Source organism: Kribbella sp. NPDC051137 (genome assembly GCF_040682535.1).
Lineage (GTDB): Bacteria > Actinomycetota > Actinomycetes > Propionibacteriales > Kribbellaceae > Kribbella > Kribbella karoonensis.
Genome location: NZ_JBFBBI010000001.1, coordinates 1,216,756 through 1,238,953, shown reverse-complemented (window position 1 = coordinate 1,238,953; position 22,198 = coordinate 1,216,756). Strand labels below are relative to the sequence as shown.

The following is a 22,198-nucleotide window of genomic DNA, read 5'->3' as shown; positions in this document are numbered from 1 at the left end:
GTCAGCGGGCGTCCTCGTCGTTGTCGTAGAAGTCCGGACGCTCCGGGTAGTGCGGACCGTCGTACACCTCCAGCAGCACCGAGGTCTCCTCGGCCCGCGTCGGTCCGTGGACGACGCCCTTCGGGTTCCAGTAGAAGCTGCCCTTGGTGAGGGTCGTCCCGGTCGGCAGGTACACGTACCGGCCGGACAGGCAGAACATGAACTGGTTCGAGGCGTGCTTGTGCTCCGACGGAATACCGGAGCCCTTCTCGAAACGCACCAGCGCGATCGACGCCTCGGTCTCCGGGTCCCGCCAGAGCATCTTGTGGGACAGGCCGGCCAGCGACTTCTCCACCCATTCCAGGTCATCCGTCTGCAGCAGGATCTCCCGCAACGGTAAGTCGAAACTCACGGCACCTCCCGGCCTGTTACGTGCTTGTAGAGGTCCTCGGCCACACCGGTACCCATCGGGGCGACCGCGGCGATGTGGCCGTCCGGACGGATCAACACGACGCTCTCCGGCGGTACGCCGTACCTGTTGGTGGCGACGCTGCCCGGGTCGAACAGTGCCCGGTCGCGCAGACCGGAGTCGTGCGGCGCGTCCCACCGGGACACCGCGTAGTGCTGCAACGCGGGAGAGCCGTTGACCGGGATCTCCGGCCGCCGGCGTACGTCGGTGAAGTACAGCGCGACGAACGAGTCCTTGCACAGGTCGTGGATCGTCGTACGCCCCGTCGGGCTCTGCAGCACCAGGTCCGGCGCCCTGTCCCCCGCACGGACCGCGGGTGGCGCGGCGGACGTGGCCACCATCGACCAGTCGCCCACGCCCTCCACGTCGAGCCGCACGCTCAGCAAGGTCCGGTTGTACGCCGTGGCCCACGCGCCGGTGTTCTCCGTGACAGCACCGCGCTGGAACGACATGTACTTCCGGGCCGCCTCGGCCATCTCGCCCGAGCCCTCGATCGCGACCGGCCGCTGCTCCTGCTCGTAGCCGTCCAACAGCTCAGGGGAAGCCCAGCCGCGCAGTACCCAGGCCAGCCGCCACGGCAGGTTGGACGCGTCCAGCGCGCCGGTGTTCAGCCCGAGCGCCCACATCGGCGTGATCAGGTGCGCCGCGTCGCCCATCAGGAAGACCTTGCGGTCGGCGGTCCACTGCTCCGCGACCCGGTGGTGCACGTTGTAGACGACCGAGCCCATCAGCTCGATCCGGTCCACCTCGCCGATGAACTGCTTCACCTTCACCAGCAGGTCCTCGTCGCCCGGCGCGTCGGCCCCTGCCGCCAGCGGGAACAGGAACCGCCAGTTGTCCGGCTGCCGGATCAGCACCATCCACTCGGACTTGTCCGCGAAGTACGCGAGGTACGGGTAGTCCCGGGCGTTGTCGACGTCCAGGTCCACCACGACGTCGATCAGCATGTACCGCTCGGGGAGGGTCTCCCCCACGACCTTCACGCCCAGCGCGTCGCGGATCCGCGACCGCCCGCCGTCACAGGCCAGCAGGTACGACGCCTCGAGCTCCTGCGGGCCGTCCGGCGTCTCCAGATGCAGCACGACGCGGTCGTCGCGGATCTCGAACGACGTCATCCGGTGCTGCGTGCGGACCGGCTCGGTCAACGCCTCCGCGAGCAGCGGCTCCATCTTCTGCTGCGGCAGGTTGATCACGAACGGGAACTGGGTGTCGTTGACCAGCTCGGCCAGCTGCACCGAGGCCCGCGGGGTGTTGGTGGCCCGGTCGATGTCGCCGATCTCGTCGATCCGCAGCGCGGCACCGAGGATCCGGTCGACCGCGCCGTACCGGTTCCAGATCTCCAGCGTCCGGCTGAGCGTCGTACCGGCCTTGGTGTCCGAGGAGAGCGTGGCGTCCTCCTCCAGCAGCACGTACGGGATGCCGTAGTGCTGCAGACCGAGCGCGGTGGTCAGACCGATCGGTCCGGCTCCTACTACCGCCACAGGAAGCTGTTCAGTCAACTTGTTCACTCCACAAAGCTCTTGAGCTTGGCAAAGGCACGTTCTCGCGTCAGCGTCGACCCGGTCATCGCGGCCGCGTCGGACAGCAGGAACAACAGCGGGCCGACCACGTCGTCGGGATCGCCGATACCTATGGTGTCCTGCCAGTGCTCCCGGTCGGCACCGGCGTTCGCTCCCCGGAACTGCTCCGTGTCGATCACCCCCGGCGCGACCACGTTCACCCGGACCCGGTCCGCCGCCACCTCCGCCGCGAGCGTCTTCGCGAACGCCACCAGCGCCGCCTTGCTCGCCGCGTACGCCGCAGCGCCCGGGTACCCGCTGGACGCCATCCCCGAGGTGAAGACCACCACCGAACCGGACCGGCGAGCGACCATGTGCGGTACGACGGCCTGGCACGCCCAGACCACTCCGTCCAGGTTCACCTGCAACGTCCGGGTCCACTCGGCCGCGTCCAGCTCCAGCACAGCCGACCGCGGCTGCACGGCCGCGCCGGCCACGAGCCCGTCGATCCGCCCGTACCGCGCCAGCACCTCATCGACCGCCGCCACGACCGCCGACCGATCTGCCACGTCCGCCTGGACAAAAGCCGTGCCGTCAGGCGGCGCAGCGACGTCCAGGACCACCGCAGTACCGCCGGCAGCGTTCACAGCCTTGGCGAGCGCCGCACCGATGCCCTGAGCGCCGCCGGTGATCAGCACGACCTCACCGGTCGCGTCGAAGGCCGCCTTCATAGCGTGTCCTTCTGTTTCGAGGTCATGGTCTCGGTGATCCGCTGGAACGCACCAGCCAGATGACTACGCAACGCCAGCTCGGCGGCGTCCGGATCACGCGCTACGCACGCGTCCAGGATCGCCTGGTGCTCCTGGCGGCTCTTCTCGATCAAGAACGCGGTAGGACGACTCCCGAACCGGTAACGCTCGCTGTTCTGCCACACCGGCTCGATTGCCCGCGGCAACCACTGCGACCCGCTGGCACGGTAGATCGTGAAGTGGAAGTCCGCATGCGCGTCCCGGGCGCCGGCAGAGTCCTCGGCGCGCGACAGCCGCAAGTGCTCCGCCAACGCGGCCGCTGCCTTCGACAGATCCTCTTCGGTGAAACGAGCAGCCGCCGCCCGTACGGCGAGGCTCTCCAACGCCAGCCGCGTCTCGTGCGTGTCCCGCAGATCCGCCAGCGACAGGTCACGGACCCACGCGCCGCGGTGCGGGATGATCTCGACCAGCCCCAGTGCCTCCAGCCGGCGAAGGCCTTCACGTACCGGCATCTGGCTCATCTCCAGCCGGCTGGCCAGCTCCACGAGGCGCAACGGCGTACCGCTGGGCAGCTCACCGGACAGGATCAGCTGATGCAGCTCGGCGGCCGCGTGTTCGGCGAGGGTACGACGACCGCCCTTGCCGCCGCCCGGCAGCAGTTCCAACGGTCCGCTCATCCTCGGGTCACCCTGTTGCGCAGCTCCCCCAGCTTGTCGGAGCGCGTCACGACCACGTCGCCGTCCTGCAGGAACACCTGCGGCTCGCGAGCGTTCCCGATACCGGCGGGCGTACCCGTCAGCAGCAGATCACCCGGGCGCAGCGTCATACCGAACGACAGCTCACTGATCAGCGTGGCCACGTCGAACGCCATCTGCCGCGTCGACGCGTCCTGGCGCACCTCGCCATTCACGAGGCACTGCAAGTGGATGTCCTGCGGGTCGCCCAGCTCGTCGGCGGTGACGATCCACGGGCCGAGCGGCATCGTGTCGTCGATGCTCTTGCCCTTCAGCCACTGCCCGCCGTGCGCGCGCTGCAGATCGCGCTGCGACACGTCGTTCGCGAGCAGGTAGCCCCAGACGTGGTCGAGTGCCTCGTCCACGGGAATGTTCTTGCCGGCCTTGCCGATCACCAGCGCGACCTCGGCCTCGTAGTCCCACTTGGCGGAGATCGCCGGGTCCCAGGCGATGTCGTCGTACGGCCCGATCACCACGTCCGGGCCCTTGGTGAAGAACGTCGGGTGCTCCGGCCGGTCCACGTCCTGGCCCTCGCGCTTGCCCCGGCTCTCCTCGAAGTGGTCCCAGTAGTTCCACCCGGTGCACAGGATGTCCCGCCGGAACCGCCGCAGCGGCGCCCGCAGAATCTCTTCCCGATAGGGAATCTGCTCGCCGGTCAGCTCAGCCCCGGAGAGAATCACCTCGGTCAGGTCTGTTGCTGCCAGCAACTGAACCGAGTCTGCAGCGAGCACGCCGGGGACGACCGCCCCGGCGTGCTCGACCATCACATATCTCATCTCAGGTCCACTCGACGCCGCGCACAACATCACCCCCGGTCATGAGACCACCGCGATCGCGTTGATCTCGATCAGATAGTCAGGATTGGCGAGCTTGCTGACCTCGACCATGGTCGAGGCCGGCAAGGGTTCCTGGAAGTACTGCGCCCGGACCTCGTGGATCTTGGCGAAGTCCTCCATGTTGCGGACATACACATCGACCCGGCAGACGTCCGCGAGCGTTCCGCCGGCCGCCTCGACGGCCGCCTTGACGTTCTCGCACACCTGCCTGGTCTGCTCCCGGACGTCCCCGACGCCGGCGATGCTGCCGTCCGGCGTCCGTGCGGTCATCCCGGAGACGAACACCAACCGCCCGGTCGCCTCGACCGTGGTGGCCTGCGAGAACACCCCGTTCGGGCTCCGCAGCGCCGCGGTGGAAATCTGTGTCTTCGGCATCAGTTCAGCACCCCTCCCGCCGGTACGACGGCACCGACCGCACGCGCGGCGGCCAGCAGCCCGTCGAGTCCCGACCTCTCGATCAGTACGCCGTTGCGCCGTTGCTGTGCGGCGCGTTCGGCCTCTATCTCCCCCGGCAGGTACAGCCGGTTCACCCCCGGTGCGGTCGCGCTGCCCCGGACCCGGGCCGCCAGCCCCGACGACCGGCGCTTGAAGTCCTCGACGCCGCCCATCAGCTCCGGGTCGATCGCCAGGAACAGGTGCGCGCAGTCGTTCGGCCGGTCCGGCTCGCGGTACAGCGGGCGGACCTGGTCGCCCCAGCCGCCGCCGCTGAGGACGCCGGTGAGCACGTCGATCATCAGCGCCAGCCCGAAGCCCTTGTGGCCCGCGGCCGGCAGCAGCATGCCCAGGACGGCCTCGTCCGGGTCGGTGGTCGGCGTACCGTCGCGGTCCGTCGCCCAGCTGTCCGGGATCGTCCGGCCGGCCGACGCGGCCAGCCGGATCTTGCCCAGGGCAACCGCCGACAACGCCATGTCCAGCACGATCTCGACGCCGGCCGTGGTCGGTACCGCGATCGCCAGCGGGTTGTTGCCGACCAGCCGTTCCGCGCCGCCGGGAGCTGGCATCAGCGGGGTCGTGTTCGACATTGCGATACCGATACACCCAGCTTCGCCGGCCTGCATCGCCCAGCGGCTCGCGGCGCCGAAATGGTGCGCGTTCCGCACCGAAACGATGCCGATCCCGTGCCGCCCGGCACGCTCGACCGCGTGGGCCATCGCCTGCGGGCTGGTCAGCTGCCCCATGCCGCCGCGGGCGTCCACCACCATCGCGGCTCCGGCGTCGAACAGTACGTCGAGCTCGCGCTCCCGGGTGACACCGCCGGCGTTCAGCCGTTCGACGTACATCGGGACCAGCATCACGCCGTGCGAGCTGACGCCGCGCAGGTCCGCCTCCACGAGCGCGGACGCGATCTCACCGGCGTCCGCGGACTCGAACCCGAGCGCACCGAACACCCCCGCCACCGTGGCCTCAAGCCACTCCGGCCGAACCAAGACCCTCCGGTCCGCGCCAGATGCCTGTGCGGTCATCGCTTCTCCTTGGCCCAGGGGAGCAATACGTGCTCCAGGAGGGTCAGGCCGTAGAAGAGGACGATGCTCATCACGCTCAGCAGCATGATCGCGGCGAACGCCAGCGTGGTGTCGGCGCTCGCGCCGGACTGCTGGATGACGTACCCGAGGCCCTTGGTAGCGCCGACGAACTCGGAGATCACCGAGCCGATCACCGCGAGCGAGATCGCCACCTTGAGCCCGGTGAAGATCTGCGGCATCGCGTACCGCAGCCGGAGCTTGAAGAACTCCTGCGTCCGGCTAGCGTTCAGCGACCGCATCAGCTCGACCAGCTCGGTCGGGGTCGACTTCATCCCCTCCGCGGTCGAGATCACAATCGGGAAGAAGCACAGCAGCAGCACCATCACGACCTTCGGCCACTGCCCGAAGCCCATCCAGATCACCAGCAGCGGCGCCACCGCCACCTTCGGGATCGCGTTCACCATCAGCAGCAGCGGGTACACCAGCCGCTCGAGGATCACCGAGCGGACGATCACCAGCGCGATCGGTACGCCGATCACGATCGCCAGCAGGAAGCCCTCGATCGTCTCGGCCAGCGACGTACCGGTCTCGGACAGCAGCTGTCCGGGCTGCTCGAAGAACTTCTGCAGCACCGCCCACGGGCTCGGCAGCAGGAACGGTTCGATCGCGAACACGATCGTCGCGCCCCACCACAGCCCGATAGCGGCCAGCAGGCCGACGATCGGCAGTACGACCGCCGAGGCCGGGGACGAGGTCAGCCAAGAGCGTCTGTTCGTCACGGCCGCACGTCCTGAACCTCTTTTTCGGCCAGCAGCTCGTGCAGCCGTCCGCTGATCTCCGCGACCTCGGTCAGGTGCGCGTTCTGGCCGAGGCTGCGCGGCCGCGGGATGCCGATCTCGACGACCTCCCGCATCCGGCCCGGCCGCGGCGTCAGCACGACCACCCGGTCGGCGAGGACGACGGCCTCCTCGATCGAGTGCGTGACGAACACGATCGTCGTGGACAGCTCCATCTTGATCCGCTGCAGCTCCTCGGACAGCTCGGTCCGGGTGAGCGCGTCGAGCGCGGAGAACGGCTCGTCCATCAGCATCACCTGCGGGTCGCGGATCAGCGACCGGCACAGCGACACCCGTTGCTGCATACCGCCGGACAGCTCGTGCGGCAGCCGCCGTTCGAACCCCTGCAACCCGACCAGCTCGAGCAGCTGGTGGGCCCGATCCAGGTACGCCGCCTTGGTGCCGGCGCCCTTGTCGATCTCCACCGGCAGCATCACGTTCGACAGCACCGACCGCCACGGCAGCAGGGCCGGCCGCTGGAACATGAACGAGACGTCCCGGCGGGGTCCGGTGACGGGTTCCCCCGCCACCTGGACCGCACCGGACGTCGGCGGCAGCAGTCCCGCGATCAGCCGGAGCAGCGTGGACTTGCCACAGCCGGACCGGCCGATCAGCGTGACGAACTCACCGCCGCGAACGTGCAGGTCGATCTCCTCCAGGGCGGTCACCCGGCCCTCACGTCCGTCGAAGACCTGCCCCACACCGTCCAGGCGAATCATCCGGTTCCAGTACTCCTAACCTGAGCTCTGCGTCAGCTCTTCGGGGCCAGGTTCATCGTCACGATGTCGTCCGGCTTGATCGAGCCCTTGCCGATCGCCTGCGACTCCTCGAGCAGCGCGATGATCTTCTGTACCCGCTCCTGCGTGACCTCGCCGAGCGGACCCTTGAAGGTGTCCGGCTTCACGTACTTCTTCATGATCTCGAGTTCCTTGGTGGCAACGTCCAGATCGGTGTTCGGCACGTACTTCTTCAGGATCGCGGCGGCCCCGGCCGGGTCGTTCACGGTGTCCTGCAGGCCCTTCAGCAGGGCGGTGGTGAACTTCTTCACCTGGTCCGGGTGGTCCTTCGCCAGGTCCGACCGGGTGATGATCGTGTTCCCGTACAGCTCCGGAAGCTTGTCGCCGTACGGCAGCGTGATCACCTTGCGGTGCTTGTTGTCGGCCTTCGCGATCAGCGGCTCGCCGACCACGAACTGGCCGATGCCCTGCACCTTCCCGGAGGCCAGCAGGGCCGGCAGCCCCGGCGGCGGCGACGGCAGGAACGTGACCGACTTCGGGTCGATCCCGATCGCCTTGGCGTAGACCGGGAACATCACCGTGTTGGTGGAGCCCGGCTGGTCGCCGATGGTCTTGCCCGGCAGGTCCTGCGGCTTGTTGATGCCCAGGCCGTCCAGCGACATGATCGCGGCCATCGACCGCTGGTGGACCATGCCGACCGAGGTGACCGGCAGCTTCTGCTTGGCGAGGGTGATCGCGAACGCGGTGAAGTCGCCGATGCCGTAGTCGGCCTGACCGCCGGCCACCAGCTTCATCACGTCGACGGTCCCGCTGCCGGGAGTGATCTTGACGTCGAAACCGGCGTCCTTGAAGTAGCCCTTCTCGAGCGCGACATACGCGTACGCCTCGCGACCGAAGGTGTTGAACGACGTCAGGTAGTTGACCTTCTGCAGGCCACTGTCACCGCCGCTCGACGCCTTGTCGTCACCGCCGCCACACGCACTCACCACGGCGAGCCCCAGGACCGCCATCAGGGCGATGACGGAACGCCTCAACCTCATATCGACCTCTCTCGTCCCGATATTTGATCAAACATCAAATGCAGAAAGGTGGTCAATCGGTCCGCGGGGACTTCACGGGGACTTAACGTCCGCCGCACCGGGTCCTCGCATCCTGCCGGCCACCCGTTCCTGGAGCTCCCCCATACCTGTCCGTAACCAGACGGGCACCCGCCCCGACCACAGACCGTACCTGCCTGGGCAGCAGATCGCGACGCCCCTGGGGACCGAACCCGGTGGCATTGCGTCAAATTTGCGTAAACCCTCAACTTTCCGGGTGACCCAGACCACGTCGGCGGCCGGTTTCCCGCGTGCTCACTCCGGGGAGGGAGGTGGCGGTCCCCCGGCTTTGACACGATGTGACGGTGAGAACGACGGCGGGACGGGTGTGGCGGGCGATCGGTTGCCTGTGGCGTCCGTCGACCTACCTGCGCTGGGTGTACCTGCTGCTCGGCGCCGCGCTGGTGCTGGCGTTCATCCTGGTCGACAGCGCGCTCGGTGCCGTGGTCTCCGGCCTCGGCCTGCCGAAAGTTGCCACCGGCACCCTCTACGTGGTGCTGGGGCTGGTGCCGCCGCTGGTGCTCGGACTGCTCCCCGCGGTCCGCGAGGTCGAGGGCATCGCGGTCGAGTCGCTGCTCGCGGTGCGGTTCGAGGAGCGGCCGCTCGGCCCGGCACGGACCTGGGCGCAACGCCGCCGTACGACGGCCTGGTTCTGCCTGCACCTGCTGGCCGGCGGCGTGATCGGCGTCCTCAGCACCTTTGTGTTCGGGCTCGGCGCGGTCTGGCTGTCGGCGCCGTTCCGCTCGACCGGTCCGCACGACGTCGTGCCCGGCTGGTCGTACGACGTGCGCGGCGACTGGACCGACCTGTGGATGCCTGCGGCCGCGATCGGCGGGCTCGTCGTACTGTTCCTGCTCTCGTCCGCGGTCGGAGCACTGCTGGCGTACGTGGCACCGCGGGTCCTCGGCCCGACCGCCGCGGAGCGCATCGAACTGCTGGAGAAGCAGACCGCGACGCTTGCCGAGCGCAACCGTCTGGCCAGGGAGCTGCACGACAGTGTCGGGCACGCCCTCAGCCTGGTCACCATCCAGGCCGCGGCCGCCCGGCGCGTGCTGGCCAGCGATCCCGAGTTCGCCGAGACCGCGCTGGCCGCGATGGAGACGTCCGCCCGGGCGGCGCTCGCGGACCTCGACCACGTCCTCGGACTGCTCCGCGACGACCGCCGCTCCGGTTCCCGTACGTCGCCGCAGGCCACCCTGGGCGGCCTGGACCGGCTGGTCGAGGCGACCCGGGCCGGCGGCATCACGGTCGAGGTCGAGCACCACGGCGACCTGGAGCAGCTGCCCGCCGCGGTGTCCCGGGAGGCGTACCGGATCATCCAGGAGGGCCTGACCAACGCGATCCGGCACGCGGGCCGCCCGGCCGGCGACCTCGCCGTCCAGCTCTCGATCTGCCTGGACACGTCCGGGCTCGAGCTGATCGTGGCCAACCCGGTCAGCGGCCGGTCCGACCACTCGGGTGGCGGCCGCGGGCTGGCCGGGATCCGTGAAAGAGTCGCCGTACTGCGTGGCACCGTCGACGCCGGACCGGTCAGCCGTCCCGACGGCCCGGGCTGGAAACTCGCCGTACAGCTGCCGGTGAACGTGACGAAGGGATGAGATGAACCTGTCCGTGGTCGTCGTCGACGACGAGCCGCTGATCCGCAGCGGGCTGCGCGCGATCATCAACGCCGAGGAGGACCTCACGGTCGTCGGCGAGGCCGGCGACGGCGCGGAGGTGCTCCCGCTGGTCCGCCGTACCGGTGCCGACGTCGTGCTGATGGACGTCCGGATGCCCGCGGTGGACGGCATCCAGGCGACCCGGCTGCTGCTCGACAGCCTCGACCCGGCGCCGCGGGTGCTGGTCGTCACCACGTTCGAGAACGACGACTACGTGTACGACGCACTCCGCGCGGGCGCGTCCGGGTTCCTGCTCAAGCGGACACCGCCGGACGACATCGTCGCGGCGATCCGGACCGTCGCGCGCAGCGAGTCGCTGCTGTTCCCGCAGGCGATCCGCGCACTGGCCCTCGCGCACGCCGGTACGCCGGCGCCGAGCGGGCTCGGCGAGTACCAGCTGACCGAGCGCGAGCAGGAGGTGCTGCGGCTGATGGCGCGCGGGCTGTCGAACGCCGAGATCGCCACCGAGCTGATCCTCGGCCTGCAGACCGTCAAGACGCACGTCGCGAACGTGCTCTCCAAGCTGAACGCCCGCGACCGCACGCAGGCCGTGATCCGAGCGTACGAGTCAGGCTTCGTGCCGCTGCACTAGGGCAGGTCCTAGGTCTGGGCGGGGTCGTCGGCCTCAGCGAGCGTGCAGGCGTTGTGCAGGGGGTCGATGGCGTTGGCCGTCATCGCGAGCCGCTGCAGCAGCATCCGGAAGCTGGCGCGCTCGGACTCGTCGAGGATGCCGAGCATGTGGTCCTCGGTAGCGCGCAGCCGCCGCTCCAGGTCGCACATCACCTCGTGGCCCTGCTCGGTCGGCGCGATCAGCCGCGCCCGGCGGTCGGCCGGGTCCGGGCGGCGCTGCACGAGGCCGGCCTTCTCCAGGTCGTCCAGCAGATAGGTCATCACGGTTCGGTCGACGCCGAGCTGCGCGGCCAGGTCCAGCTGCCGCTTCGGGCCCTCGGAGCTGGTCGTCGCCAGCACCTGATACCCGCGCGGGCCGCCGGGCAGGCCCTCCAGCGCCGCCGCGGACGCCTTCGCGTACTGCCGGAAGAGCACGCCCAGCGCCCAGCCGAGATCGGCCTCCACGGGCGCACCACCGGCGCTCTGGGGCTCGATCCCCCGCGCTCCGCGGGCGGCGACGTCGGCCGGAGTACTGGACATGCCTCCATCCTACGTGGCGTACACCACCCGGAATACGATCTGACTTGAATATGTTCTGCTTCACAGATTATCTTCGAAGCAGCTCAACCGAGCTCGCCCCCCTCAACTCGATGGAGACAGACAGATATGAGCACCCTGCTACGCGTCGACGCCAGCATCCGGCTGGAGGGTTCGGTGTCCCGCGCGCTGGCGGACAGCGCCGAGGCCGCCTGGAAGGCGGAGCACCCGGACGGTGTCGTGGTACGGCGTGACCTCGGACAGCACCCACTCCCCTCGACCGTGTGGCCGACGCTGGCCCGGGCCCAGGTTCTCGGCCAGGAGGCCGTGACCGGGGACGACCGCGCGGCGCTCGCCGAGGCCCAGGCGCTCGCGGCCGAACTGGTGGCCGAGATCCGGGAAGCCGACGCCGTCCTGCTCGCCGTACCGCTCTACAACTACGGCATCGCGCAGAACGTCAAGACCTGGATCGACGTGCTGCTGATCGACCGCGAGCTCTCCGGCAGCGGTCAGCTGAAGGGCCGCCCGGCGATCTTCGCGCTGGCCCGCGGCGGCGGCTACGGCCCGGGTACGCCGAAGGACGGCTGGGACCACGCCACGCCGTACCTCGAGCGGATCTTCGGCGACGTCTACGGCATGAACATCCGGACCGCGGCCGCCGAACTCACACTGGCCCCGGTCACCCCCGGGATGGAGGGGCTGATCGACGCCTCCAAGGTTTCCGAGTCCGAGGCCCACGTCGAGGCCGACAAGCACGGAACGACCGTCGCCCGCGAACTGATCGGCAAGGCAGCCTGATCTGAGGTGAGCTCAGTGATGCCGTGCTCGAGCCGGCGTCACTCTGCTGTCAGGACGGCTCCCAGGTCGACAGCGTGACCGACAACGTGACGATCGAGGGTTCCGGCAGTACCGCGATCCGCTGCAGCAGTTCGCGGTAGTTCAGGTGCCGGGCGCTCGGCGTCATCAGCACCAACTGCTCAACGGCCGTCCGGTCGAGGGACATGACCTCCTCGACCAGCTCGCTGCCGGTCCGGGTGAACTCGCCGTTGAGCGACTCCTCCAGGCGGCGCTCCTTCTGCTCGTCGACGCTGACCATCCCGAGTACGTCGACCAGTTCGGCAAGATGCTGCTGGTTCGGCGTGACCACGAGCAGCCGGCCGTCCGGCGCGAGCACACGCGCCATCTCGCGGGCGTTGCGAGGCGCGAACACGTTCAGCAGCAGCTGCGCGGACCCGTCGACGAGCGGCAGCTCACGCCACGCGTCGCACACCACGGACGCGATCCGCGGATCGGCCTTCGCGGCCCGGCGCGCGGCGTACTTCGACACGTCCAGGGCGATGCCGCGCCGGTGCTCCGACAGGCCGAGGACGCCGGCCAGGTAGTACGCCGTACCCGCGCCGACCTCGACGACCAGGTCGTCGTCGCCGAGCGCGGCCGCGAGGATCAGCGCGTCCCGGATCGCCGCGTAGTGGCCGGTGCCGAGGAACACCGTCCGCGCGCCGACCATCGCGGCCGAGTCACCCTCGATCCCGTTCGACGCCGCGGGCAACAGGTTCAGGTACCCCTGCTTGGCCAGGTCGTACGCATGCCCGCGCGAACAACGCGCCGTACGACCGTCCAACACGAGCGAGTCCGCACAGACCGGGCAACGCAGTACGGCGACTAGGTCTGAATCCACCTGGCCCAGTATCCCGGACGGTGCGGACCACTAAGTTATGTCCCGGCTGGTGATTCTTGCCCAGGCGGCTGTGTAGAAGACGACGACGTAGCCGGCCTGGAGCAGGAGGTTGCGGAGGATGTCGTGGTAGTACGGCGGATCTCGGAGCAGGTCGGCGAACGACTGCCAGCGGTAGACCAGCAGCCACGGGTGGATCGCGTGCAACTGCGGGATCGCGGTCAGGATCCCGAGGATGACGAACGTGCCGAACGTCGCCGCCATCGCGGCCAGCGGCGTCGAGGTCAGCGACGACACGAACAGGCCGATCGCGGCCAGGCCGAGCAGCGACAGCGCGATCACCACCGCGATCCCGAGCGCCCGGAGCAGGCCTTCACCGAGTGAGACGGTCGAGCCGGACAGCAGCAGCACGTCGCCGACCGGGAACAGCACGAAGCCGACGATCAGCCCGGAGATCCAGATCACCATCGTCGCGGCGAAGCAGAAGACGACGAGTGCGACCATCTTCGCGGCGAGCAGCCGGGATCGCCCGGCCGGCGCCACGAGCAGGTTGCGCAGCGTGCCGAGGCTGGTTTCGCCGGCCAGCGACTCACCGGAGACCACGGTCACCGCGGTCGGCAGGAAGAACGGCATCGACAGGCCGAGGCTGCCGACGATCAGGAACAGTCCGTTTCCGGCGATCTGCCCGAGGAACCCCTCGGTGCCGCCGTCGGTGCCGGAGAGCTTGATCGCGATCCCGATCAGCAACGGGACCGCGGCCAGTACGGCGAGCCCGACCTGGGTCCGCGCCCGCCCGAACACCAGCCGCAACTCGGACCCGAACAACGCCACCGTATGCCGCCCCGCACTCGGCCCCCCGGAGCCCGCCGTCACCACTCCAGCTCCCGACGCCACCGTCGGCTCTGCGCCCGTCGGCTCGGCGTCCCGCGTCAGCGCGGCGTCGGCGTCCCGCGTCACCGCGGCGTCGGCGTCCCGCGTCACCGCGGCGTCGGCGTCCCGCGTCACCGCGGCGTCGGCGCCCGGCGTCACCGTGGGGTCGGGGTCCCGCGTCGTCGCGGGGTTGGTGGCCGGCGGCGCGGCGGGGTTGGGGGGTGGGGTGGTTGTGGGTTCACTCGGCGACATCGAAGCCCTCCCCGGTGAGTGCCACGAACGCGTCCTCCAGGCTCGGGCGTTCCAGGCCGAAGCCGTGGATGCGGACGTCGGCCGCGACCAGGGCGGCCGCGAACTTCTCGATCGGGAGGTCGCCGGGGTCGCCCTCGACGGTCTCCTCGGTGGTCTTCAGATCCGTCACACCGAGACCCTGCAGCGTCTCCGCCGCCTGGGTGAGATCCGGCGTACGCACGACCAGCCGGGGACGGAGCTCCGCCCGCAGATCCGCCACCGTGGACTGCCGGAGCAGCTTCCCGCGGCTCATCACCGCGGCGTGCGTGCAGACCTGCTCGACCTCGGCCAGCAGGTGCGTCGACGTGAACACCGTCGTACCGTCACTCGCCAGCTCGCGGATCAGGTGCCGGACCTCGCGGGTGCCCTGCGGGTCCAGGCCGTTCGTCGGCTCGTCCAGCACCAGCAGCTCGCGGCGCTGCATCAGCGCGACCGCGATCGCGAGCCGCTGCCGCATGCCGAGTGAGTACGCGCGAACCTTCTTGCCGGCCGCGTTCGACAGCCCGACCCGCTCCAGCGCCTCCCCGGCGCGCGCCTTGCGGGTCTTCGGGTCTGCCGTCCGGTCCGCGGCGTCGAAGCGCAGCAGGTTCGCCTGACCGGTCCAGAAGGGGTAGAAGGCCGGGCCCTCGACCAGCGCGCCGACCCGCGGCAGCACCTGCAGGTGCGCCTTCGGCATCGACTCGCCGAGCAGCTCGACCGACCCGGACGTCGGCGCGATCAGGCCCAGCAGCATCCGGATCGTGGTGGTCTTCCCCGACCCGTTCGGGCCGAGGAAGCCGAACACGCTACCGGCCGGCACCTCCAGATCGACGGCGTCCACCGCGATCTGGCCGCTGCGGAACCGCTTGGTCAACCCGTGGGTGACGACCGGTGCTCCACTCGTCATGCTCAGCGCGGGGCCTTCGCCGCGGCGGCCTGCAGGGTGTCCGGAGTAACCAGACCGGCGAACACCCGGCCGTCGTCCGTGATCAGCACACTCACCATCTTGCTGGTCAGCACCTTGCCCTTGCCCCAGGAGCCCTGCACGGTCGGCGCCTTCGCGAGCAGCTGCGCGAGCTGACCGTTCCCGGTCAGGCCTGCGGTCTGCGCGCCGCCCTTGATCATCACGACGCTGTCCCAGCCGGTCCCGATCACGGTCGGCTTGTCAGCCGGCGTCCCGGACTTGCGCGGCAACACGTTCCGCGGCGGCGTGACCTGCTTCGGGGCGATCTGCTTCGGCGCGACCTTCGACGGCACCTTCTGGTCGGTGACCTTCACACCCTTCGGCGGGGTGAACGTGAACGTGCTCGCGGACGGTACGTCGAACGAGACCGAGGTGAAGCCCAGCTCGACGGCCGGGTTGCCACCGCTGCGCGGCATCACGGTCACGTCCAGCGGCACCCAGGTCTTCGAGTCGATCGCCAGCGTCACCGAGCCGACCGTCGTCTTGTCGGTCTTCGGCACCAGGCGCAGCTTGTACGCGTCCCGGCCGGCGACCTTCTCGGTCCCGCTGACCTGGACCGCGGTGGTCGGGTCGATCGCGGCCAGGAACTGCTTGGCCACGTCCTGCGGGTTGTAGTTCTGCGGCATCTTCCCGGGCGCCGTCTTCTCCGGCTTGGCGTTCTGGTGGGCGGGCAGCGTCAGCTTGGTCGCCTCACGCCTGGCCGAGTCGTACGCCCAGGCCGACGTGCCGTCGGTCGTCCAGACCCGCTCGGCCTGGTTGTCGAGCACCGACACCCGGGCCTTGTCCGGGGACGCGAACGCGATTCGCGCGGTGTGCTGACCGCTGAGCATCTCGGTGAGCTGGCTGCTGCCGCGGCCGGACATCCCCGGGATCGCCGGGAGCCCCAGATCCGCGCTCGAACTGACCGTGCCACTGAAGCCGTCCACCTTCGCGGTCTGCACCTTGGTGAGCAGATCCTGCGCGGTGATGCTCGGCAGCTTCGGCGAGGCGTCCGCGACCACCGGACCGAGTGCCCCCACCCCTGCCACCACGGCAACCGCCGTGACCGGAACCAACCATCGTCTGTTGCGCTGCGCTACGCCCATGAATACAGACTCGCACTGCGTGCCGACGGAACCAAGGCCCCTCGGGGCAGGTTCACCCGAAAGAGTGAGGCCGGTGTACGACCCTGGTAGTACGCCGGCCTCAGAAACGTCTCAGCGGGACTGCAAAGCGTCCAGCGCGACCGTCATCGCGGCCGCGACCCGGAAGTCCAGGCGCTGGTCCTGCACGGTGATCCGGTAGCGGTCCCGGACCGAGATCTTCCGCTCCACCGACAGCACCGGCTGCTGCGTGTCCCGGGCAGTGAAATCGAAGTGGAAGACGAACGGCAGCGGGATCTCCCCCACGATCGGGACGAACTCCCAGACCCGGCGCACGACCGCGACCGTCGGGTTGCGCTCGGTGCCGTCCGCGTCGACACCCGGCGCGCTGAGCTGCCAGCTCGACCGGAGCAGGCTCTTGCCGAACTCCTTCTTGAAACAGCCGATCGCCTGCCCGTTCGCGTCGTACACGTCGTACCCGGAGCCGAGGTCGATCGTCTTACGGGCCTTGAACGAGAACACCGGCTGGGACTTGGTGTCGTCGGTGTAGAACGTCACCTGCTCCTTGAACGCCATCCGCTTCTGCTGCGCGAAGGCGAGCAGCGGCCCGTCACTCCCGTCCGGGTTGGTGGCGATCAGCTCGTACTTGTTCGCCATCATCGTGATCCGCTGCTTCATCGAGAACGCGGGAACGTACATCGGCTGACTCATGCGCAGGAGTGTGTCAGACCGGAGGCCGACGCACCGGCCATCAGTCCTTCCGCCAGTGCTTTCGCGTTCGGCTCGTCCGTTGCCAGTCGCACCTGAAGGTGGCCTGCGCCTTGCAGGGCGAGGTCCCGCGCGATCTCGACGCCGTACTCCTCAGCTTCCTCGGGGGTACGGGCGGGGCGCCAGAGTACGCCGAAGTCGTGGTCGGGTCTGGTGCTGCCGAGATCGATGACCAGCGACTCCTGCTGTCGGAGGTCTTCGGCGTCGCCGCCGACGATCACGTGGATGCGTTGGCCAGCCGCACGTACGGCGTTCTGGGCGGCGTGCCGGGCGTCGTCGACGATCGACGTGTCGCGGCGGCCCCACTCGTCGTGGTGGATCGCCCAGGACAGCGGGCGACGTTCGGCCCAGCCGGATCGGACCAGTTCGGGCGCCGGCGCGAACTCGTCGACGTACCCGACGCAGAGGTAGCCGATCAGCTCGACGTGGGGCGGGAGGCCGAGCACTTCCGCGACCTCGTCCGGGCCGAAGAACGAGACCCAGCCGACGCCGATCCCCTCGGCGCGGGCGGCCAGCCAGAGGTTCTGGATCGCGATCGCGGCGGAGAACCAGGTGGTCCGCGGGTCGGCGTGCCGGCCGAGTACGTGCCGGCCGCCGCGACCCGGGTCGCAGGTCACCGCGATGTTCAGCGGGGTGTCGAGGATCGCCTCGATCTTCAGCCCGTCGAACTTCTGCCGGCGCTGCTCCGGAAGCGATCGCGCGAACGCGTCACGCTGCCGGCTCGCCAACTCGTGTACCTTCCGCCGGGTCGTGACGTCCCGGATCAGCAGGAAGTCCCAGGGCTGGCTGAGCCCCACACTCGGCGCCCGGTGCGCCGCCTCGAGTACCCGCGTCAGCGCCTCGCCGTCGATCGGCACGTCGAGGAAACCCCGCCGCACGTCCCGCCGCTCGGCAATCACCCGCTGCACGACCTCACGCTCCCGCACGTCGTAGCCGGCTCGGCCCGAGGTCGCCGCGGCTGGCAGCCGGCCTACTGCGATGGTGGTGTTGGGGGTCTTGTGCTTGGGGACCAAGAGTTCGGCGCCGGTCGCCAGCACGGCCGCTTCGGCGACGCTGGGGGTGGTCTTCAGGTGGGCGACCTGGGCGCTCGGGGTCGGGGCCGGCTGGTCGGCGAGCTCACCTGCTGTGAAGGTACGCAGTTCGGCGTGCAGGTGATCCGCCAACTGCCGCAGGGCGGGTTCGGATTCGCGGCCGGTGAGGGTGACAAGCAGGCGGACCTCGCCGGGGAGGTCCTGCACGGCCGCTGCGACGGCGGCGGCGAGTTCGGCGTACGGCGTACCGGATCGGAGGCCCACTCCGACGACGAGGCTCATCCGGCGTACTCGCGGGCGGCCGCGACGAAGCGGGCCGGGACGTCCGGGGTGGCGGTCCAGTGCAGGTGCAGGTACGACGCGTGCACGTGTGGGAGCGTGACGCCTTCGGTGCCCGTCGGGAGGTGCCAGGCGGGACGGACGTCCTGGTCGAGCGTGATCGCGGTCCGGTGGAACTCGTGGCCGCGGACCCGGCGGCCCTCGTCGAAGAACGCCGTCGTGGCGGCGGCGACCGCCGTACGGTAGCCGAGGGTGAGGCGCGGCGTCATGGTGGCGGTTGCCGGGAGTACGCCGGTCATCTCGTGGCCGTCGAGCTCGCGACAGAGGTAGAGGAGGCCGGCGCACTCGGCGATCACGGGGAGGCCGTCCGATACTGCGGTCGCCACCTGTTCACGGAGGCCGGCATTCGCGGACAGGGCTTCGGCGTGCAGTTCGGGGAAGCCGCCGCCGAGGTACAGGCCGGCGGTTGCTTCGGGCAACTTGTCCATCAGCGGGTCGAAGGTCACCACCTCGGCGCCTGCCGCGGTCAGGAGCTCGGTCGTCTCGGTGTAGTGGAAGGAGAACACCGGACCACCCGCAACAGCGATCACCGGCCGCCGCCCGAGAACTGCCGCGGGGCTGTTCGGGATCCACGGGGTGGTTTGCCGGGGTGGGGCGGCTTGGGCTGTGGCCGCTACTGCTTCGAGGTCCACGCCTTGGTGGACGAGTTCTGCTGCGGCGGCTACCGCGTCCTCTGCCTGGGTCCGCTGTTCGCCGGCGGGCACCAGGCCCAGGTGGCGGCTGGGGACGGTCAGGCGGGTGTCCCGACGGAGGACACCCAGGACGGGTACGCCGGTGGGTGCCACCCCCGCGCGTACTTCGGCCTCGTGGCGGTCGGAGCCGACCTTGTTGAGAATCACGCCGACGATCCGTACTTCGGTGTCATAGGCAACGAAACCCTGTACGACAGCCCCGACGCTGCGGCCGGCCGCGGACGCGTCCACCACCAGGATCACCGGTGCCGCGAGGAGTTTCGCGACGTGCGCGGTGGACGAGAAACCTTCCGTGCCGAGCGCACCGTCGTACAGCCCCATCACCCCCTCGACGACGGCCAGGTCCGCGCCGGCGGAGCCGTGGGCGAAGAGCGGCGCGATGCGTTCCTCCCCGGACAGCATCGGGTCGAGGTTGCGTCCCGGCCGGCCGGTGGCGATCGCGTGGAACCCGGGATCGATGTAGTCCGGCCCGACCTTGAAACCGGCCACCGTGTGCCCGGCCCGCCGCAGTGCCGCCATCAACCCGACCGCGACCGTCGTCTTCCCCGCGCCCGACGACGGCGCGGCGACCACCACCCGCGGGATCACCACTCGATGCCCTTCTGGCCCTTCTGGCCGGTGTCCATCGGGTGTTTCAGCTTGGTCATCTCGGTGGCCAGGTCCGCGGCCGCGAGCAGCTTCGGATGCGCGTCGCGGCCGGTGATCACGACGTACTGACGGCCCGGCCGCCCGGTCAGCGTCTCGACGACCTCGTCGACGTCGATCCAGCCCCACTTCATCGGGTACGTGAACTCGTCCAGCACATACAGGTCGTGCGTCTCCGCGGCCAGCCGGCGCTGGATCTCGCGCCAGCCCTCGAGTGCGTCGGCGGCGTGGTCCTCCTCGGTGCCGGCCTTGCGCGACCAGCTCCAGCCCTCGCCCATCTTGTGCCACTCGACCGGCCCGCCCTGCCCGGTCGCCTCGTGCACCGAGCCGAGCGCCTTGAACGCGGTCTCCTCGCCGACCTTCCACTTGGCGCTCTTCACGAACTGGAAGACCCCGATGTTCCAGCCCTGGTTCCAGGCCCGCAACGCCATCCCGAACGCGGCCGTCGACTTACCCTTCATCGCGCCGGTGTGCACCATCAGCAGCGGCCGGTTGCGGCGCTGGCGGGTGGTGAGACCGTCCTCCGGTACGGCGACCGGTTGTCCCTTCGGCATCTCAGGCCGCCTTCCGTTCGGTGACCGTGCGGATGAGGTTGCCGGCGGCAACGTCTCCGAGGTCGAGGTACTCCGCACCGAGATCGGCCGCGAGCTCCGCGGCGAGGCCGAGCCGGACGCCGCGACGCGGTTCGCAGTCGACCACGACGGTGGCGATCCCGCGCTGCGCGAGCTGACCGGCCGCCTGCCGGGCGCGGGCGAACGCGTTGTCGCCGTACGTCGCGCGGCCGTCGGTGACCAGCACGAGGAGCGGGCGTCGGCGGGGGTCCCGGACGGCGGCGATCCGCAGTACGTCGGCGGCTCGCAGGAGGCCTTCGGCGAGCGGGGTACGGCCGCCGGTGGGGAGCGATTCGAGGCGCCGTACGGCGGTCTCGACGCTGCCCGTCGGCGGGAGCGCGACCGTCGCCTCCGGGCCGGCGAACGTGACGAGGCCGACCGTGTCGCGGCGCTGGTACGCGTCCAGCAGGAGCGAGACGATCGCGGTCTTCACCTCGACCATGCGCTTCTTGGTCCCCATCGAGCCGGATGCGTCGACGCAGAACAGCACGAGGTTGCCTTCACGTCCTTCGCGGACCGCGAGCCGCACGTCGTCCGCGCGCACCACCAGCCCAGGTCCGCTGCGGCCCCGAACCTTCTGGTACGGCGCCGCGCTCCGCACCGTCCCCAGCACATGCGGCCGCCCGGACTCCCGCCCGACCCGGGCCCGCTCCCCCACGACCCGCCCCACCTCGGTCAACGCCCGCGACCGCCGCCCGGCCACCCCGGCCCCAGCAGCAGAAACACTCAACAACCGGGCCTTGTACGGCGCCGTACTCGCAACCACGTCCTCGCGCTGCCCGCCCGCGTTGACGCCCGGCTCGGCCGCTTCGCGGTGCGCGCTCTCGTGCACGCTCGGCTCGGCGGCGCCGTTCGTGGGGTCCGAGTCGCCGTCGGCGGGCTCTGCTCCTCCGCCGGGTCCGCCCGGTCCTCCGGCTCCACCGGGGCCGCCCGAACCGTCGGGGTCCGGGTCCTCGTCGGGTGGGGTGCTGTTGTTGATGGCTTCTTCCAGCTGCTGCTGGTCCAGACCGGGTTCGTCGAACGGGTTCCGACGCCGCCGGTGCGGCAGCGCGAGCTTGGCGGCGGCGCGGACGTCCTCGACCTCGACGACCGTACGACCCGACCAGGCGGCATGCGCCACCGCCGTACGAGCGGTCACCAGGTCGGCGCGCATCCCGTCCACGTCGAACGAGGCGCAGATCTCCGCGATCTGCCGCAGTGCCGCGTCGGTCAGGATCACCTCGGGCAGCAGGTCGCGCGCCTTCACGATGCGTTCCGCCAGCTCCCGCTGCGGGCCGTCGTACCGGGCCACGAACCCGTCCGGGTCCGCCTCGTACCCGAGCCGCGCCCGCATCACCTCGACCCGTACGGCGGGATCCCGGCTGGCGACCACGTCCACGGTCAGCCCGAACCGGTCGAGCAGCTGCGGCCGCAGCTCGCCCTCCTCCGGGTTCATCGTGCCGACCAGCACGAACCGCGCCGGATGCGTGACCGACACCCCGTCCCGTTCCACCGTCGCCCGGCCCATCGCGGCGGCGTCCAGCAGTACGTCGACCAAGTGGTCGTGCAGCAGGTTGACCTCGTCGACGTACAGCAGCCCGCGGTGCGCGGCCGCGAGGAGCCCCGGCTCGTACGCCGTGACGCCCTCGGCGAGCGCCTTCTCCAGGTGCAGCGACCCGAGCACCCGGTCCTCGGTGGCCCCGACCGGCAACTCCACCAACCGAGCGGGACGCACAGCCCGCCCACCGGCCACGTGCCCGGCGCTCACGTCCTGAGCAGTGCCGGACTCCCCCGCGTGCGGACCGTCGGGGCACGTCGGGTCCGGCCGCTCCGGGTCGCAGGAGAAGCGGCAGCCCGGTACGACGTCCAGCGGCGGCAGGATCTCGGTCAGCGCCCGGACGGCGGTCGACTTCGCCGTACCCTTCTCGCCGCGGATCAGGACCCCGCCGATCGCCGGCGAGATCGCGGCCAGGACCAGCGCGAGCTGGAGCTCGTCCATCCCGACGACCGCGGTGAAGGGGAAAGAGTTCGGCACTGCAGCCCGCATCAGCGGTCGCCCTTTCGTCGAG

General features: G+C 70.1%; 23 protein-coding genes. 3 read left to right on the top strand and 20 right to left on the bottom strand.

The window, feature by feature from the left end; all coding sequences use genetic code 11:
* Window position 1: 1 nt before the first annotated feature.
* Genes AB0M51_RS05835 through AB0M51_RS05790 form a run of 10 tightly spaced genes read right to left on the bottom strand, consistent with a single transcriptional unit; the run spans window position 2 to window position 8,342 of the window.
* Window positions 2–391 (bottom strand): cupin domain-containing protein, encoded by a 390-nt coding sequence (locus AB0M51_RS05835; protein WP_363748226.1) that lies wholly within the window; start codon window positions 389–391, stop codon window positions 2–4.
* Entirely contained in the window at window positions 388–1,947 is a 1,560-nt protein-coding gene (locus tag AB0M51_RS05830) for an FAD-dependent monooxygenase (protein WP_363748223.1), read from the bottom strand. The genes AB0M51_RS05835 and AB0M51_RS05830 overlap by 4 nt, the downstream gene beginning before the upstream one ends.
* Window positions 1,948–1,952: 5 nt before the next feature.
* Window positions 1,953–2,678 (bottom strand): SDR family NAD(P)-dependent oxidoreductase, encoded by a 726-nt coding sequence (locus tag AB0M51_RS05825; RefSeq protein ID WP_363748221.1) that lies wholly within the window; start codon window positions 2,676–2,678, stop codon window positions 1,953–1,955.
* Window positions 2,675–3,373 (bottom strand): GntR family transcriptional regulator, encoded by a 699-nt coding sequence (locus AB0M51_RS05820; RefSeq protein ID WP_344196914.1) that lies wholly within the window; start codon window positions 3,371–3,373, stop codon window positions 2,675–2,677. The genes AB0M51_RS05825 and AB0M51_RS05820 overlap by 4 nt, the downstream gene beginning before the upstream one ends.
* The gene (locus AB0M51_RS05815) at window positions 3,370–4,206 is read right to left on the bottom strand and encodes a fumarylacetoacetate hydrolase family protein (RefSeq protein WP_344196916.1); all 837 of its coding nucleotides are present in this window, start codon (window positions 4,204–4,206) and stop codon (window positions 3,370–3,372) included. Before AB0M51_RS05815 ends, AB0M51_RS05820 begins: the two co-directional genes overlap by 4 nt.
* A 39-nt stretch (window positions 4,207–4,245) precedes the next feature.
* On the bottom strand, window positions 4,246–4,641 hold the full coding sequence (locus AB0M51_RS05810; protein WP_344196918.1) for a RidA family protein: 396 nt from the start codon (window positions 4,639–4,641) through the stop codon (window positions 4,246–4,248).
* Complete coding sequence (locus tag AB0M51_RS05805; protein ID WP_344196920.1) at window positions 4,641–5,729, bottom strand: Ldh family oxidoreductase; 1,089 nt, start codon at window positions 5,727–5,729, stop codon at window positions 4,641–4,643. The genes AB0M51_RS05810 and AB0M51_RS05805 overlap by 1 nt, the downstream gene beginning before the upstream one ends.
* A complete protein-coding gene (locus AB0M51_RS05800; RefSeq protein ID WP_344196921.1) occupies window positions 5,726–6,508 on the bottom strand; it encodes an ABC transporter permease in 783 nt (260 codons plus the stop codon). The genes AB0M51_RS05805 and AB0M51_RS05800 overlap by 4 nt, the downstream gene beginning before the upstream one ends.
* A complete protein-coding gene (locus AB0M51_RS05795) occupies window positions 6,505–7,284 on the bottom strand; it encodes an ABC transporter ATP-binding protein (protein ID WP_344196923.1) in 780 nt (259 codons plus the stop codon). Before AB0M51_RS05795 ends, AB0M51_RS05800 begins: the two co-directional genes overlap by 4 nt.
* Window positions 7,285–7,316: 32 nt before the next feature.
* Entirely contained in the window at window positions 7,317–8,342 is a 1,026-nt protein-coding gene (locus AB0M51_RS05790; protein ID WP_344196925.1) for an ABC transporter substrate-binding protein, read from the bottom strand.
* A 362-nt stretch (window positions 8,343–8,704) separates the two neighbouring features.
* Between AB0M51_RS05790 and AB0M51_RS05785 the strand changes: the two genes are divergently transcribed.
* Window positions 8,705–9,997, top strand: coding sequence for a histidine kinase (locus AB0M51_RS05785; protein ID WP_344196927.1), 1,293 nt, complete (start codon window positions 8,705–8,707; stop codon window positions 9,995–9,997).
* Between the two features lies 1 nt (window position 9,998).
* On the top strand, window positions 9,999–10,649 hold the full coding sequence (locus tag AB0M51_RS05780; RefSeq protein WP_344196929.1) for a response regulator transcription factor: 651 nt from the start codon (window positions 9,999–10,001) through the stop codon (window positions 10,647–10,649).
* A gap of 8 nt (window positions 10,650–10,657) precedes the next feature.
* Here the strand turns inward: AB0M51_RS05780 and AB0M51_RS05775 are convergent, their stop codons facing one another.
* A complete protein-coding gene (locus tag AB0M51_RS05775; RefSeq protein WP_344196931.1) occupies window positions 10,658–11,206 on the bottom strand; it encodes a MarR family winged helix-turn-helix transcriptional regulator in 549 nt (182 codons plus the stop codon).
* Between the two features lie 126 nt (window positions 11,207–11,332).
* On the opposite strand from AB0M51_RS05775, the gene AB0M51_RS05770 reads away from it, so the two are divergent.
* Window positions 11,333–12,001, top strand: coding sequence for an NAD(P)H-dependent oxidoreductase (locus AB0M51_RS05770; RefSeq protein WP_344196933.1), 669 nt, complete (start codon window positions 11,333–11,335; stop codon window positions 11,999–12,001).
* A gap of 49 nt (window positions 12,002–12,050) precedes the next feature.
* Here AB0M51_RS05770 and AB0M51_RS05765 read toward each other — a convergent pair whose 3' ends face one another.
* The 9 genes from AB0M51_RS05765 to AB0M51_RS05725 form a co-directional block, all read right to left on the bottom strand.
* A complete protein-coding gene (locus AB0M51_RS05765) occupies window positions 12,051–12,881 on the bottom strand; it encodes a putative RNA methyltransferase (RefSeq protein ID WP_344196935.1) in 831 nt (276 codons plus the stop codon).
* A 30-nt stretch (window positions 12,882–12,911) separates the two neighbouring features.
* Complete coding sequence (locus AB0M51_RS05760) at window positions 12,912–14,000, bottom strand: ABC transporter permease subunit (protein ID WP_344196937.1); 1,089 nt, start codon at window positions 13,998–14,000, stop codon at window positions 12,912–12,914.
* On the bottom strand, window positions 13,987–14,925 hold the full coding sequence (locus AB0M51_RS05755; RefSeq protein WP_344196939.1) for an ABC transporter ATP-binding protein: 939 nt from the start codon (window positions 14,923–14,925) through the stop codon (window positions 13,987–13,989). The genes AB0M51_RS05760 and AB0M51_RS05755 overlap by 14 nt, the downstream gene beginning before the upstream one ends.
* 2 nt (window positions 14,926–14,927) lie before the next feature.
* The gene (locus AB0M51_RS05750) at window positions 14,928–16,067 is read right to left on the bottom strand and encodes a hypothetical protein (RefSeq protein ID WP_344196940.1); all 1,140 of its coding nucleotides are present in this window, start codon (window positions 16,065–16,067) and stop codon (window positions 14,928–14,930) included.
* Between the two features lie 111 nt (window positions 16,068–16,178).
* Entirely contained in the window at window positions 16,179–16,775 is a 597-nt protein-coding gene (locus AB0M51_RS05745; RefSeq protein WP_344196942.1) for a hypothetical protein, read from the bottom strand.
* Entirely contained in the window at window positions 16,772–18,145 is a 1,374-nt protein-coding gene (bluB, locus tag AB0M51_RS05740) for a 5,6-dimethylbenzimidazole synthase (protein WP_344196944.1), read from the bottom strand. The genes AB0M51_RS05745 and bluB overlap by 4 nt, the downstream gene beginning before the upstream one ends.
* Window positions 18,142–19,485, bottom strand: a complete 1,344-nt coding sequence (locus tag AB0M51_RS05735) for a cobyrinate a,c-diamide synthase (RefSeq protein ID WP_344196945.1) — start codon at window positions 19,483–19,485, stop codon at window positions 18,142–18,144. The genes bluB and AB0M51_RS05735 overlap by 4 nt, the downstream gene beginning before the upstream one ends.
* The gene (cobO, locus tag AB0M51_RS05730) at window positions 19,479–20,093 is read right to left on the bottom strand and encodes a cob(I)yrinic acid a,c-diamide adenosyltransferase (protein ID WP_344196947.1); all 615 of its coding nucleotides are present in this window, start codon (window positions 20,091–20,093) and stop codon (window positions 19,479–19,481) included. Before cobO ends, AB0M51_RS05735 begins: the two co-directional genes overlap by 7 nt.
* 1 nt (window position 20,094) lies before the next feature.
* Window positions 20,095–22,176, bottom strand: coding sequence for a putative cobaltochelatase (locus AB0M51_RS05725; protein WP_344196949.1), 2,082 nt, complete (start codon window positions 22,174–22,176; stop codon window positions 20,095–20,097).
* Window positions 22,177–22,198 lie beyond the last annotated feature (22 nt).

What these genes read in the sequence shown, in the direction of transcription:
- AB0M51_RS05825 (WP_363748221.1), bottom strand. Translation starts at nt 2,678, where the DNA reads ATGAAGGCGGCCTTCGACGCGACCGGTGAGGTCGTGCTGATCACCGGC.
- AB0M51_RS05820 (WP_344196914.1), bottom strand. Translation starts at nt 3,373, where the DNA reads ATGAGCGGACCGTTGGAACTGCTGCCGGGCGGCGGCAAGGGCGGTCGT.
- AB0M51_RS05815 (WP_344196916.1), bottom strand. Translation starts at nt 4,206, where the DNA reads ATGAGATATGTGATGGTCGAGCACGCCGGGGCGGTCGTCCCCGGCGTG.
- AB0M51_RS05810 (WP_344196918.1), bottom strand. Translation starts at nt 4,641, where the DNA reads ATGCCGAAGACACAGATTTCCACCGCGGCGCTGCGGAGCCCGAACGGG.
- AB0M51_RS05805 (WP_344196920.1), bottom strand. Translation starts at nt 5,729, where the DNA reads ATGACCGCACAGGCATCTGGCGCGGACCGGAGGGTCTTGGTTCGGCCG.
- AB0M51_RS05795 (WP_344196923.1), bottom strand. Translation starts at nt 7,284, where the DNA reads ATGATTCGCCTGGACGGTGTGGGGCAGGTCTTCGACGGACGTGAGGGC.
- AB0M51_RS05790 (WP_344196925.1), bottom strand. Translation starts at nt 8,342, where the DNA reads ATGAGGTTGAGGCGTTCCGTCATCGCCCTGATGGCGGTCCTGGGGCTC.
- AB0M51_RS05780 (WP_344196929.1), top strand. Translation starts at nt 9,999, where the DNA reads ATGAACCTGTCCGTGGTCGTCGTCGACGACGAGCCGCTGATCCGCAGC.
- AB0M51_RS05775 (WP_344196931.1), bottom strand. Translation starts at nt 11,206, where the DNA reads ATGTCCAGTACTCCGGCCGACGTCGCCGCCCGCGGAGCGCGGGGGATC.
- AB0M51_RS05770 (WP_344196933.1), top strand. Translation starts at nt 11,333, where the DNA reads ATGAGCACCCTGCTACGCGTCGACGCCAGCATCCGGCTGGAGGGTTCG.
- AB0M51_RS05760 (WP_344196937.1), bottom strand. Translation starts at nt 14,000, where the DNA reads ATGTCGCCGAGTGAACCCACAACCACCCCACCCCCCAACCCCGCCGCG.
- AB0M51_RS05755 (WP_344196939.1), bottom strand. Translation starts at nt 14,925, where the DNA reads ATGACGAGTGGAGCACCGGTCGTCACCCACGGGTTGACCAAGCGGTTC.
- AB0M51_RS05750 (WP_344196940.1), bottom strand. Translation starts at nt 16,067, where the DNA reads ATGGGCGTAGCGCAGCGCAACAGACGATGGTTGGTTCCGGTCACGGCG.
- AB0M51_RS05745 (WP_344196942.1), bottom strand. Translation starts at nt 16,775, where the DNA reads ATGAGTCAGCCGATGTACGTTCCCGCGTTCTCGATGAAGCAGCGGATC.
- bluB (WP_344196944.1), bottom strand. Translation starts at nt 18,145, where the DNA reads ATGAGCCTCGTCGTCGGAGTGGGCCTCCGATCCGGTACGCCGTACGCC.
- cobO (WP_344196947.1), bottom strand. Translation starts at nt 20,093, where the DNA reads ATGCCGAAGGGACAACCGGTCGCCGTACCGGAGGACGGTCTCACCACC.
- AB0M51_RS05725 (WP_344196949.1), bottom strand. Translation starts at nt 22,176, where the DNA reads ATGCGGGCTGCAGTGCCGAACTCTTTCCCCTTCACCGCGGTCGTCGGG.